This is a genomic window from Pseudomonas paraeruginosa PA7 (genome assembly GCF_000017205.1).
Classification (GTDB): domain Bacteria; phylum Pseudomonadota; class Gammaproteobacteria; order Pseudomonadales; family Pseudomonadaceae; genus Pseudomonas; species Pseudomonas paraeruginosa.
In genome coordinates this window covers 3,289,791-3,302,375 of record NC_009656.1, presented here as the reverse complement: position 1 = coordinate 3,302,375, position 12,585 = coordinate 3,289,791, and the positions used below count along the sequence as shown (strand labels likewise).

General features: G+C 67.5%; 11 protein-coding genes and 2 pseudogenes. 5 read left to right on the top strand and 8 right to left on the bottom strand.

The genetic code is table 11. The annotated features are described in order from the left end of the window. Positions 1–7 precede the first annotated feature (7 nt). Positions 8–1,879, bottom strand: a complete 1,872-nt coding sequence (locus PSPA7_RS15180; RefSeq protein WP_012075950.1) for a flavin monoamine oxidase family protein — start codon at positions 1,877–1,879, stop codon at positions 8–10. A 437-nt stretch (positions 1,880–2,316) separates the two neighbouring features. On the opposite strand from PSPA7_RS15180, the gene ada reads away from it, so the two are divergent. Continuing rightward, positions 2,317–3,393 (top strand): bifunctional DNA-binding transcriptional regulator/O6-methylguanine-DNA methyltransferase Ada, encoded by a 1,077-nt coding sequence (gene ada, locus PSPA7_RS15175; RefSeq protein ID WP_012075949.1) that lies wholly within the window; start codon positions 2,317–2,319, stop codon positions 3,391–3,393. A 165-nt stretch (positions 3,394–3,558) separates the two neighbouring features. On the opposite strand, the gene PSPA7_RS15170 is transcribed toward ada, so the two are convergent. The 4 genes from PSPA7_RS15170 to bsrA all read right to left on the bottom strand — a co-directional run bounded on the left by PSPA7_RS15170 (position 3,559) and on the right by bsrA (position 6,832). Further along, positions 3,559–3,798 (bottom strand): DUF2790 domain-containing protein, encoded by a 240-nt coding sequence (locus PSPA7_RS15170; protein ID WP_012075948.1) that lies wholly within the window; start codon positions 3,796–3,798, stop codon positions 3,559–3,561. Positions 3,799–3,922: 124 nt separating this feature from the next. After that, positions 3,923–5,023 (bottom strand): NAD(P)-dependent alcohol dehydrogenase, encoded by a 1,101-nt coding sequence (locus PSPA7_RS15165; RefSeq protein WP_012075947.1) that lies wholly within the window; start codon positions 5,021–5,023, stop codon positions 3,923–3,925. Positions 5,024–5,368: 345 nt separating this feature from the next. Beyond that, the gene (locus tag PSPA7_RS15160; RefSeq protein WP_012075945.1) at positions 5,369–5,797 is read right to left on the bottom strand and encodes a nuclear transport factor 2 family protein; all 429 of its coding nucleotides are present in this window, start codon (positions 5,795–5,797) and stop codon (positions 5,369–5,371) included. Between the two features lie 129 nt (positions 5,798–5,926). Continuing rightward, complete coding sequence (gene bsrA / locus PSPA7_RS15155) at positions 5,927–6,832, bottom strand: LysR family transcriptional regulator BsrA (protein WP_012075944.1); 906 nt, start codon at positions 6,830–6,832, stop codon at positions 5,927–5,929. Between the two features lie 123 nt (positions 6,833–6,955). On the opposite strand from bsrA, the gene PSPA7_RS15150 reads away from it, so the two are divergent. From PSPA7_RS15150 to PSPA7_RS15145, 3 genes and pseudogenes are all read left to right on the top strand, one after another. Continuing rightward, a complete protein-coding gene (locus PSPA7_RS15150) occupies positions 6,956–8,095 on the top strand; it encodes an SRPBCC family protein (RefSeq protein WP_034080509.1) in 1,140 nt (379 codons plus the stop codon). 36 nt (positions 8,096–8,131) lie between these two features. Next, positions 8,132–8,564: pseudogene (locus PSPA7_RS31170) on the top strand (LysR family transcriptional regulator); the annotation flags it as partial. Positions 8,565–8,773: 209 nt separating this feature from the next. Then, positions 8,774–9,175, top strand: a pseudogene (locus tag PSPA7_RS15145) (aldehyde dehydrogenase family protein); the annotation flags it as partial. 30 nt (positions 9,176–9,205) lie between these two features. Here PSPA7_RS15145 and PSPA7_RS15140 read toward each other — a convergent pair. The 3 genes from PSPA7_RS15140 to PSPA7_RS15130 are packed head-to-tail and all read right to left on the bottom strand — an operon-like array spanning position 9,206 to position 11,491. After that, on the bottom strand, positions 9,206–9,838 hold the full coding sequence (locus PSPA7_RS15140; protein ID WP_034000190.1) for an IbrB-like domain-containing protein: 633 nt from the start codon (positions 9,836–9,838) through the stop codon (positions 9,206–9,208). Beyond that, positions 9,756–10,268, bottom strand: a complete 513-nt coding sequence (locus PSPA7_RS31165; RefSeq protein WP_012075939.1) for a GNAT family N-acetyltransferase — start codon at positions 10,266–10,268, stop codon at positions 9,756–9,758. The genes PSPA7_RS15140 and PSPA7_RS31165 overlap by 83 nt, the downstream gene beginning before the upstream one ends. Then, positions 10,265–11,491 (bottom strand): phosphoadenosine phosphosulfate reductase, encoded by a 1,227-nt coding sequence (locus PSPA7_RS15130; RefSeq protein WP_012075938.1) that lies wholly within the window; start codon positions 11,489–11,491, stop codon positions 10,265–10,267. The genes PSPA7_RS31165 and PSPA7_RS15130 overlap by 4 nt, the downstream gene beginning before the upstream one ends. A gap of 564 nt (positions 11,492–12,055) precedes the next feature. Between PSPA7_RS15130 and PSPA7_RS15125 the strand changes: the two genes are divergently transcribed. After that, positions 12,056–12,580: a DUF4142 domain-containing protein gene (locus PSPA7_RS15125; RefSeq protein WP_012075937.1), complete on the top strand. Its 525-nt coding sequence runs from the start codon at positions 12,056–12,058 to the stop codon at positions 12,578–12,580. The last annotated feature ends 5 nt before the right edge of the window (positions 12,581–12,585 follow it).

The following is a 12,585-nucleotide window of genomic DNA, read 5'->3' as shown; positions in this document are numbered from 1 at the left end:
GGCAGGCTCAGCGGGGCACCGGCTGCAAGCTTTCCCAGGACTCCACCGGCCCCGGGTTGTCGGGCCGGCTACCGCCGCCCAGGCAGACCGCCACCTTGTTCACCGCGTTGAGCGCCGTACCGACCGCGCCTTCCGCCCAGCCACCGGTCCAGGACACGTCATCGCCGGCGAGGATGAAACGGTAGGGTGCGCCTTCGGCCACCCCCTGCATGAACTGCGAGAAGATCCGCCGCTGTAGCTCGTACTGGCCTGGCAGATTCATCTTGAAGGCACCCAGGTAGTGGCCCTGGTTTTCCCAGTTGACCTGGGCGAAGGGCTGCACGTCGGTGTAGTGGCTGCGCAACTCGGCGTTCGGATAGAGCTTTTCCAGCAGGTGCGTGCACAACCCGATGTCTTCCGGCAACGGCGAAGCCGGCGGGCTGTCGCCCGTCAGCAGATCGGGACAGCGGCCAAGGAACTTCAGCGAATCGTCGTTCCAGGTATAGGACAGGAAGATGCCAGCGCCCTTGTAGCATCCGCTGCTGCCGGCGTAGTCCACCAGGTAGGTGCCACGGGTCAGCCGATCGGAAAGGGTGAGGCTGAAGATCCGCCTGTCGTCGCTGCCACGCTCGGTCCAGAAAGCCGAGCGGGTGGCGGCGAACAGCTTGGTGGACTGCATGTAGTGGGTATACATCACCGCTTCCCACAGCTCGCTGCCGAGCAGGGCGTCGGCGGCCGCGATCTGTGCCGGCGTGCCGCTGTAGCGCAGCTTGTCGAGCAGGCGTACGTGCGGGGTATGGATGACCAGGTCGGCTTCGAGCTGGCTTTCGGCGCCGCTGGCGCTATCGCGCAGGGTGGCGACGAACTCGCCGTGCGCGCCCCTGGCGATGCGCAACACCTCCTTGCCCAGCGGCGAGTCGACACAGCGTCGGGTCAGCGACAGCACGGACTCCCGCGGCCCCCAATGCCGGCACTGGTCGCCGAAATCGGCGGGCGGCGTGTTCAGCAGGCGCTCCGGCAGGGCGGAAGAGCCGTCGTACATCAGTCGATGGTCGACATCCAGGCCGGTATAGAGCACCCGTAGCACTTCGAGAATGCTGTTCGGGTAGTCGGTGTTCCAGCCTCCGGTGCCGAAGCCGATCTGGCCGAACAGGTCGATCTGCTCCCGACTCCACCCGGACTTCTCCACCAGGGCCAGGTAGAAGCTCACGTCATCCCAGCTGCGGCCCTGCGCCGGGGCGACGATGTCCTTCCACAGCGCCTTGATCCGCTGCTGCTTGGCCTCGGTCACCGGCTCGGTCATGGCCGCCTCCATCTCGGTGAACTGGAAGGCTTCGAGGAACGTGTCGAAGAACTGGTCTTCCAGCTGGTCGTACTCCGGCGGCTTGGGGAACGGGTTGGGTTGTCCTGCCGGGCGCACCTCGTAGTACTGCTGGCGCCCCTGGTAGTCCACCAGCGTGCTGACCGCCGCCTCGGTTCCCGGGTTGGGGAAGGGCGCAGAGTTCAGGGCCATGCCGACCTTGTCGAAATAGTGGAACAGGGCCTTGCCGGACAGCGGGAAACGCATGCCGCCGAGTTCGCAGAGCGTCTGTCCGCCCGGCGCGCTCGCGTTGCCACGCGGCTGCGCGCAGAAACGGCCGCCAATCCTTTGGCTGGCTTCCAGCAGTATCGGCTGCAAGCCCATGCGCATCACTTCGTAGGCCGCCACCAGCCCGGCGACGCCGCCGCCGATCACCAGCACCTTCTTGCCGTGCGCCTCCTCGGGGACATCGCAGAGCGGAGCGCTGCCGGCGTTGCGCAGGTAGCGCTGGTAGTGAAAGGGAAAGTCCGGGATCAGCGCGGTGAGGTCCTTGCCGAACCGCAGGGGGGAGCGCTTGCTCCGATTGGGGATGGAAGACATGGCATCTCTCCTTGACGGGCCCATCTGACAACCATGGGCGATTGGGAACGGGGCTGTACCTTCCCTGTGGGTCCGGCAGACAAACGCCAGTCTTCGAAGCGGTATTTTCCGCTGGAAATGACCAGGGCCGGCGCATTTCCGCCCTGGAAGATCCGCTCCGCTCTTTTCTTCCGGCCTTGCCACGAAGCAAGCGTAGATAGTCTTTCCTGGTTCGGAAAATTAAATGTTTTTCCCATGGAATCAATCATTTGAAGGTTCGTGTCGAGACGGGGTCGGGTTTCGCTGGTTACCTGGCGGAGTTCCCAGGCGGTCCGGCGTCGCGTCCCGCTCCCGCCGAGGAAAGAGGCGGTGGGGAATTCAAGCGCAAGAACCGGAGTGCTTGCGCTTGAAGGGCGAACTAGTCTGCGCGCATCATCCGCTGCCACAGGGGAACCGCCATGAGCCAGCATCTCGATCCTTCGAGCGCCTACCTGACCGACGCACAGCGCTGGGCCGCCGTGCAGGCCCGCGACGCTTCGGCGGACGGGCATTTCGTCTATGCCGTGAAGACCACCGGGGTATATTGCCGGCCGAGTTCCTCGGCGCGCCGGCCGCGGCGCGAGAACGTCGAGTTCTTCGCCACTGCCGAGGCGGCCGAGGCGGCGGGCTATCGTCCCAGCCGGCGTGCCGCCGGCGACCGCAGCCTTGCGGCGGAACAGCGCGCGGCACGGGTGGCGCAGGCCTGCCGGTTGATCGAGACGGCGGATACTCCGCCGAGCCTGGAGGCGCTGGCCGTCCGGCTGGGGATGAGCCCCTACCATTTCCACCGGCTGTTCAAAGCCGAGACCGGCTTGACGCCCAAGGCCTATGCCTCGGCCTTCCGCGCCCGGCGGCTGCGCGAACGGCTGGGCCAGGCGTCCGCCTCGGTGACCGAGGCGATCTACGAATCCGGTTTCAATTCCAACAGCCGTTTCTACGAATCCTCCTCGCAACGGCTCGGCATGCTTCCGCGCGACTACCGCGACGGCGGCGCCGGCGCGCGGATCCGTTTCGCCATCGGCCAGTGCGCCCTGGGCGCGATCCTGGTGGCACAGAGCCAGCGCGGGATATGCGCGATTCTCCTCGGCGAGGATCCGGATCGACTGCTGCGCGAATTGCAGGACCTGTTCCCGCGCGCCGAGCTGAGCGGAGGCGACGCCGGTTTCGAACGCCTGGTGGCACAGGTGGTGGGTTTCGTCGAGTCGCCCGGGCTGGGCCTCGACCTGCCGCTGGACGTGCGCGGCACGGCGTTCCAGGAACGGGTCTGGCAGGCGCTGCGGGAGATCCCGCCTGGGACAACGGTGAGCTACGCGCAGGTCGCCGAACGGATCGGCGCGCCGAAAGCGGTGCGCGCCGTGGCCCAGGCTTGCGGGGCCAACCGCATCGCGGTGGCGATTCCCTGCCACCGTGTGGTGCGCCGCGATGGCGATATCTCCGGCTATCGCTGGGGCGTGGAACGCAAGCGCGAGCTGCTGCGGCGGGAGGAGGGCGCCTGAGTGGCGCTGCGGTACCCGGGAAACAGGCGCCGTACAATGCAAAAAGCCCACTCGGGGTGGGCTCTATGCAATGGGGCGCTGGTCCTTCAGCTGGTTCCAGTATCCATGTCAGGAGTGAAAATTTTGTGAAATGAAACGACAACCCTGACCGTTCGTCCTTTCCTCTCACTCGCGGCTGCAGGCCCGCGCCTGCTTCAGGTAGTGCAGCACCCGGCGTTCGCCGTGGGAATCCAGGTACACCAGGGTGGCGCGGACCACCTGGCAGGTATCGCTGGGCGCCTCGTCGACGCTCAGCACCCTGGCCACATCCAGCGGCATGCCGTAGACGTAATCGACAGTCGCCGCGCCGGCGAAGGCCGGCGCCAGCAGCGCGGCGCAGCAGAGGTAGAGCTTGGCTCGGTGCATGGACGGTGTCTCCAGCCCCCCGCGAAGCGACGGTGCAAGGAAACCGCCGACGCCATGGGTGGAACCCGCTTCGTCGTTCGCGGCGAGTTCGTCACCTCCGTCCAGCAGTATAGATCGGCGGGCCTCAGTGCGGCTTGATCGCCACCTTCAGTACGTTGTCACGCTGGTTGGCGAACAGGTCGTAAGCGGCGACGATGTCGTCGAGGCGGTACTCGTGGCTGACCAACGGCCCGAGGTCGACCCGGCCCGAGGCCACGATATTGAGCAGGCGGCGCATGCGTTCCTTGCCGCCGGGACACAGCGCGGTGTTGATCCGGTGGTCGCCGAGGCCGGCGGCGAAGGCCGACAGCGGGATCGTCAGGTCTTGCGAATAGACCCCGAGGCTGGAGAGGGTGCCGCCGGGCTTGAGCACCCTCAGGGCGGTTTCGAAGGTCGATTGCGTGCCGAGCGCCTCGATCGAAGCATCCACGCCGCGCCCGCCGGTGAGTTTGAGAATCTCCTCGATCACGTCGCACTCCCTGAAGTTCAGCGTGACGTCGGCGCCCATTCCACGGGCGATATCGAGGCGATGGGAGTTGCCGTCGATGGCGATGATCGTGCTGGCGCCCAGCAGCCGGGCGCCGGCGGTGGCGCACAGGCCTATGGGGCCCTGGGCGAAGATCGCCACGCTATCGCCGATGCGGATATTGGCGTTCTCCGCGCCCTTGAAGCCCGTGGACATGATGTCCGGACACATCAGCACCTGTTCGTCGCTGAGACCATCGGGGATGGGGGCCAGGTTGGCCTGGGCGTCGGGAACCAGCACATACTCGGCCTGGGTGCCGTCGATCAGGTTGCCGAAGCGCCAGCCGGCGGTCGCCTTGTAGCCATGGCAGGCGCAACGGCCGGATTCCACCAGGTAGCTGCCGTCCTGCGACGGTACGCCGTCCTGGGCGGCATAGGAGTTGAAGTTGGGGCAGATGGCGCCGGCGATCACGCGTTGGCCTTCGCGGTAGCCGACCACCGAGCTGCCGAGCTTTTCGATGATCCCGACCGGTTCGTGGCCCACCGTCAGGCCGGGCGCGACCGGATACTCGCCCTTGAGGATGTGCACGTCGGTGCCGCAGAGCGTGGTGGTGGTGATGCGCACCAATGCATCGTTCGGCCCCACGTCGGGAATCGGCTTGTCGACCAGTTCGATACGGCCGGGCTGGATGAATACGGCGGCTTTCATCATCTTGCTCATGGAGCATCCTCGCGGGGTGGAGGCCCTGGGGGCGGCACGGGGGGAAAGAACGGACGGATGCCAGGACAGTGGCGGAATTGCCGTCCCCTGTCCTTGACATGGGTCATGCGCCGCGATGGATGTGGGTTCGCGAAGTACCGGCCTGGCGCTTTTCCTGGAAACTGTCCTCGCCCGGTTCGCTGCGGAATACCCAAGCCCCTCCGCTCTGGCCAGGGTCGAGGCTGAACGCAGGGTGCTCGCGGGCGTTGCGCCCATGCCGGGAGATCGCTTCCGGCAACGCCCCAGCGGGTCGACGCTGCGGTCCTGGCCACGGCAGCGTCCGGCCCTGGCCCGGAAGCTAGCGCCTCAGGCCTTGCTCGCGGCCAGATAGGGCGCCAGGCGCCGGCCCATTTCCTCGCCGAGAGCCTGGAGGCCGCTCATGGGCCGGACCATCACTTCGAAGTCGACGATCCGGCCGTCGTCGCCGAAGCGGATCATGTCGATGCCTTTCAGTTCGCGTTCGCCGACCCGCGCGCTGAACTCCAGCACCACGCTGCGGCCGTCGGCGCTGGCCAATTGGCGGTGATAGGCGAAATCCTCGAAGACCGTGAGCACGGTATTCAGGATCGTCGACACCACCGGCGCGCCGGCATACGGCTTGTGCGCCATCGGCGAGCGGAACACGGCGTCGGGATGCAGCAACCGTGGCAGTTCGCCCAGATCGCGACGGGCGATCAGTTCGTGCCATTCGGCGAGGGTGGCGGCGGCGTTGGCTTCGAGCGGCAGGCTGGACATACGGTGGCTCCTCTGGCGGGTGCTGGAATATGCCCTTGTGGGGGGCGAGCGATCACCTTAGGTCGTCGCGTTGGCAGCGCTCAATGATCGAAAGTGACGGAAGACTGATCCTGGCGCGCAACCTGCGACTCAGCCCTGTTCGATCTGCACGATCTGCTCGCGCAGCCATTGCAGGCCGGGGGTCGCTTCCTGCTGGCGATGCCAGACCAGGTTGACCTGCACCGGCGCCATCTCGAAGGGGACGTCCGCCAGTTGCAAACCATGGCTGCCGGCGAAGCGCTCGGCCAGGCGGCGCGGCACGGTGCCGAGCAGCTCGGTGCTGGCGACGATGTCCGGGATGGTCAGGTAGTGCGGCACCAGCAATTGCACCTGGCGCTGCACCCTGGCCGAGCCGAGGACGATCTCCAGTGGACTGCCGCGGCCCACCCGCGGCAGGATCGAGACGTGCTGCGCGGCCTGGTAGGCCTCCCGGTCCAGTCCGGGACGGAAGGCAGGATGGCCCTGGCGGCCGATCACCGCCAGGCGCTCCTCGCCGAGCGGCTGGTAGCGTAGCTCCGGCTCGTCGAAATACAGGTAGTCGATCGCCAGGTCCAGCTCGCCGCTGGCCAGCTGTGCCGGGATCGAAGTGGCTTCGTCCGGGCGCACCTCCAGGAGCAGCCGCGGCGCGAGGGTCTTCAACCGGGTCACCAGGCCCGGCAACAGGCGCAGCTGGGCGTAGTCGTTCATGCTCAGGCGGAAAGTCCGCGCGGTGTGCGGGTCGAAGGCTTCCTGGGAGCCAAGCCCGGCCTGCAGCAGATGCAGAGCCTGGCGTACCGGTACATGCAGGGAGAGCGCCGCGGCGGTCGGCTCCAGGCCCTTGGCGGTGCGCCGGAACAGCGGCTGGCCGAGCTGCGCGCGCAGGCGGGCGAGGGCATTGCTCACCGCGGGCTGGCTGCGATGCAGGCGCAGCGCGGCGCGCGACAGGTTGCGCTCGCGCATCAGGGCATCGAAGACCAGCAGCAGGTTGAGATCGAGCTGCTGCAAATTCAGGTTCATGAATGATCCTCATTCCAAATATCCATTACCCTGATAAGACTGGCATCGCTACACTCCAATGCAAGCCCTCCGTCCTGGCGGCAGCGGCTCGCTTCGCGGCACATCCATAACAATCACAGCGAGATGCCGGGCATGTCCTTCGATCCCCAACCCTTCCGCGAGCAGTACCGCGCGGCCATCCGTCGCGGCTACAACCCCTGGCTGCACGCCGGCTTCGTCCTCGCCTACGGCGTTGCCTGGATCGTCTTCTTCCTCTCCCGGCTCGAGCAGCCGAGCCTGCTGGAATGGCTGACGGTGCCGGCCGCGCTGGTGTTCTTCAACTGGGGCGAGTACCGCATCCACAAGTCCCTGGGCCACCACAAGCACCCGCTGGGACGGATGTTCTACAAGCGCCATACCGGCGACCACCACAGCTTCTTCGTCGCCGGCCAGATGCGCTACGAACAGCCCCGCGACTGGCGGGTGATCCTGTTCCCGGCCTGGCTGGTGGTGGTCTTCAGCGTGGGTGCGCTGCTCGCCTGGAGCCTGCTCGGCCTGCTGAACGACAACGTCGCCGCGCTGTTCGCCGCGACCCTGCTGCTGGGCTACCTCGGCTACGAAATCTTCCACGCCTGCGAACACCTGCCAGCGGAGCATCCGCTCGCCCGCCTGCCATGGATCCGCCACATGCGCCGCCTGCACGAACTGCATCACCGCCGCGAGCTGATGCAGACACACAACTTCAACCTGGTCTTCCCGCTGATGGACTGGTGGCACGGCACCCTTCACTGGGAAGCGGAAACCGTCGAGGAACGCGCCATGTCGCGCATGCAGCACCGGATCGAGATCGCCCGCGCGCCCGCGGCGACCCTGGCCTACGCCGCCAGCCCGAGCCATTGGCCGCAGTGGCACCCCTCGTCGTTGCGGGTCGACGGCGCCTCTGGCCCGCTGCCGGCCGGTGCGCGCTTCGAGGAGGACATCCACGCCGGCGGCCGCGCCGGGCATCTGTCCTGGGAGGTCGTGGAGTACCAGCCGGGCCGCCTCTGGCGCGCCAACGCCCGCGGCGACCACGGCCTGCACCTGCGCCTGAGCTACGAATGCCGGCCGAGCGCGGCCGGCAGCCATTTCGTGCGCACCCTGGAATACACCTTCGACGGCTGGTCGATGCGCCTGGCCAACCTGTTCCTGTTGCGCCGGCGCATCGAGCGCGAGTCGGCAGAATCGATGCGGCGCCTGCGACGGGCCGCCGAAGCGCTGATCCCACGGGAGGAGGAGCAGGTATGATCGCGGTCCGCGGGGGCGGCTCTCACAGGAACGACGATGAACAAGTTCGCCGAAATGACCACCTATGTCAGCGTGGTGGAGGCCAGCAGCTTCTCCGAGGCGGCGCGCCGCCTGGGCACCACCAAGTCGCAGGTGAGCCAGCGCATCCGCCAGCTGGAGCAGCGCCTGGGCTGCATCCTGCTCAACCGCACCCGCCCGCTCAGCCTCACCGAAGCCGGTAGCACCTACTACGAACACTCCCTTCGCCTGCTGCGGGAGCTGGAGCGGTTCGAGGAACGGCCGGCCTGCGCGGCCGATCACGGCCAACCGCCACCTGGTCTGCGTCAGTCCCGACTACCTGGAGCGCCACGGCGTGCCGCGGCATCCGGAGGACCGGCAGCGTCACGACGGCCTGGTCTACTATCACCGCGAGCCGGGCGGCATGCTCAGCCTGCCGCTGGACGGCCAGCAGGCCTCGTTCCGGGTCCGCACGGCGCATAGCGTTGCTCCCGTCACGGGAGAATCTCCATGCATCAACCTGAAAACCCGGCCCGCCGCACTTTGCTGGGGCAGGCCATGGCCGGCTCCGCGGCGCTGGCCATGGGCTCGCTGCTCGGCAGCGCGGCCGGCCCGACCGCTGCCACCGCGGGAGCCAGCCCGCGCAAGGCTTTCGACGGTGGCAGCATCGACCTGCTGATCGTCGGCGGCCCGGTCCGCGAGGGGCCGTTGGCCGCCGGCGCCTTCTATCGGCCGACCCTGCTCGAAGTCGACGACCCGGCGCTGGACATCGTGCAGAAGGAGACCTTCGGCCCGGTGCTGACCCTCCAGGTGTTCGACAGCGAGGAGGAGGGCGTGGCCCTGGCCAACGACAGCGAATACGGCCTCGCCGCCGGGGTCTGGACGCGCGATGTCGCACGCTCGTTCCGGGTGGCGCGGAAGATCCGCGCCGGCACCGTGTGGATCAACGACTGGGCCCGGGTCTACGACGAGTTCGAGGAAGGCGGCTACCGCCAGTCCGGGCTCGGCCGCCTGAACGGCGTCGCCGCCCTCGACGACTTCATCGAGTACAAGCACATCAGCCTGTCCACCGGCGCCGCCTGAGCCGCGCCGGTCCCGGAGCCGGGACCGGCGTCATTCCCAGGAGCGCGAATACTCGTGGTCGCGGAACATCTCGGGCAGCCCGGAAACCTGCTTGAAACGCAGCACTTCGTCGTTGTCCATGCCCAGTTCGCGGGCCACGTCGGCCTCGCTCCAGCCGGCCCGCAACAGGCTGACCACGATCGCCGTCATCGGCAGCACGCCGTGCACGCCGCGGGCGCGATTGTGGCGGATGGTGGCGGCGATGCGCTCGCTGCCGCCAGTACGGGAAGGGCGGATGCTGGCGAGCGGCAGGTAGCCATGCAGACGTTGGCGCAGACCCTTGCCGCTGCCCACGCGCAGGCGGTGAAATCCGTCGACCACCTCGAAGCGGCCATCGGCCTGCGGATAGGCGACGATCGGCTGGGTGAAGCCGTCCGCCTCGATGGACAGGCGCAGCAGGCGCATTTCCGGAGGCGCGACGCTGTTGGGGTTGTAGTCGTTCCCCGCGACCTGTTCGGCGCGCACCCATTGCACGCAGTCCACCGGTTGGTCGGCGAACGGGCTGTGGGCGTGCAGCAGTCCGCGGATCCGGTTGAGCGTCTCAATCCGTTCGGCAAGCGGCAAGTCGTCCAGTTCGCGGAACAGCGCTTCGGCGCGCTCCGCCAGAGTGGTTGTCTGTGGCATTGGCTTTCCTTGTCAGGGTCACCCAGCTCCCGCGGCTGGAATGCAGGATGAACCCGTGGGGTTCGAGGAACCGCGCGCTGGCCTGGGGGGCGCGGACCGTACAAGCCAGTCCGAGCTGGTCGACATGCTCCAGCACCCGCTCGCGCAGGATCCGGAACAACCCGAGGCCGCGGGCTTCCGCGCGCAGGTAGGCGTCGCGCAGGCGCACGCTGTCGGCGCGCTGTTCGAGGCTGATGAAGCCGAGGACTCGCGGGTCGCCCAGGCGGCGAAGGACGAACCAGCGGTGGTAGGGGCCGTCGCTCAGCGGATAGCCACCGCATTCGCGCCGCACCTGGGCGCTGGCGAAGAAACGGCCCATGCTGGCGAAAAACGCCGCTTCGTCGTCGAACGACCGCCACTGGAGGATCTCGCAGTCCCGTGCGCGGATCACGTGCGCTTCTTCCGCTCGGCGAGCAGGCGTTCGACATCGGCCTGGGCATAGCCGAAGGACAGCGAGCGGGCCATGTCCTGCTTCAGCAGCGACAGCGCGATGCGCCGCCAGGACGGTTGCTTGCGCCGGTTCTCCAGGGCCGGCACGCCGGCGTCGGGCCAGGTGGAAAGCGGGTAGTCGTGCTGCTTCCACCACAGGATGAAACGTTCGATCCGACGTAGGTAGATGCCCCGCAGGGGCGGCGGCATGCTGCGCAGGAGGAACCGGCTGTACTCGCGCCAGCTGGCGAAGGTCGGCGGCAGGCCGAGGCCGCCGCGGTAGCCGAGGAAGCGCTGGCGACAGTAGCGCGCGCCATAGTTGGCGCCGGCGACCCGGTGGACCACCCGGGCCCAGGTTCGCGGCTCGATCCGCTGGAACAGGTCGAGCCCCTTGCGCTGGTCGTCGCCATAGGGTTGGCAGATACGCATCTGCGAGAAGGGTACGCCGGCGCGGTACATCTGGTCGTAGAGCCGGTTGTAGGCATAGCCGTGCTCGGCGACGCAGCGCCAGAGGTCCTCGAAGCGCCAGTCGTAGATCGGAAAGAAGCTCACCGCGTGGGGGTTCAGCCGGTCGCGGGCACTCCATGCCAGTGGCGCAGGGCCACCGGGGGGCGTCCAGGCGCATTGCTTGGCGCGGCTGCGTCGCCTGACCGCCAGGTAGCGGTTGAGCGATTCGTCCGAGCGGATGCCGACCAGGAACGCGGTGGGCGTCTCGCCGGCCAGCCAGGCATTGAAACCGCCGACGAATTCCTCGAACTCCATGCGGTAGCGGTAGAAGGGAAAGAACGACGGATCGCTGATCACCCCGGGATGGCGCGGCAGCGGCCGTACCCAGTCGGCCTCGGCCTCGGGCTCCCAGCAGCACCAGTAGGGCTGCTCCAGGCTGGAGGCGTTGCGCAGGTTGAGCGGCAGGCACACCCACCAGGGGCGCACGTCGGGATGCCCGAGCATCTCGCTGACATGTTCGATCGTCGCCCGGTACTGCCCCTCGAGGTCGATGAACAGCACGTCCAGCGGCCCGCGGCCCATCTCGCGAGCCACGTCGAGGGCCAGTTGCAGGGTCACCGAGCTGTCCTTGCCGCCGGAGAACGCGACGCAGACGCGCTCGAAATGCTCGAAGACCAGGCGGATGCGGGAAAGGGCTGCGCTATGAACGTCGGCCTCCTGGTAGTGCTTTCCAGCCATGCTGCGGATCTCTTCCTTCTGCTGTCGAGAAACACCGTTGCGACAACTGTCCGCGCGCGGACTTCCGCCGGGAAGGAGGCGCGCGGGCGCCATGGGGAAGTCTGGACGAAACGGGGAGTCGCCATGTTGATTCGTCGCAACGGGCTGGCCGAACGGCCCTGGCGGGGCGCAGGACGGCGCAGCCGATTATAGGAAGCGCGGCGGGGGCCCAGGCAAGGGACGAAAAGCACAGGATGGATGGGTTCCGCCGTGGCGGCGCCGTTCTTGCCGCCAGATTGGCGCTATATGCCGCAAAACCCCGGCCTGCAGGCGCAGGAACCTATTTATGCTTTCGCCCGCTCGTGGTCGCCGTGGCTTCTGTGCGGGAGGAGGCATATGCGGGCCGCGCCATCGAGCGGGCGGGCAACCGGCCGTCGACATTAGCACAGTCGCGGCGGCGGGCAGGCGCAGCGCTGACCGGCGAAAAATCTGAACCGCCCGGGCAGCCTGTCGTCACAGCAGCAACGGCGTCGAACCGCGCCGTGCCGATGTCGGCATCCACCTTGTCACGCCACGGAGACGATCATGAACAGACCCATTCGCCTGCCCCTGAAGGGAGCCACGTGGCTCCTGCTACTGCTGGTCCTGCCTTTCGCCAACGCCCAGGACATGAACACCACTGCGCCGCAGACCTTCGTCAGCGAGGCCTCGGCGGCCGGCGTGGCGGAAATCGAGGCCGGCAAGATGGCGCTGGAAAAAAGCACCGCTGCCGATGTGAAGGTCTTCGCCAAGCAGATGATCGATGACCACGGCAAGGTCAACGCCGAACTGCGTAGCCTGGCCCAGCGCAAGAAGCTCGAGGTCGAGGACGATGCCAGCCTGACCGACAAGGCCAAGGCGACCCTGCTCGACCTGCGCGACGCTTCCTTCGACCCGGCCTACGCCAACAACCAGGTGGCCGCCCATGAGAAGGCCGTCGAGTTGTTCACCCGGGCCGCGGACAACCTGACCGATCCCGACCTGCAGGCGTTCGCCAGGACCCAACTGCCGACCCTGAAGCATCACCTGGAGATGGCCCGCGCACTGGCCAAGGCGCACCCATCCAAGTAGCGCTT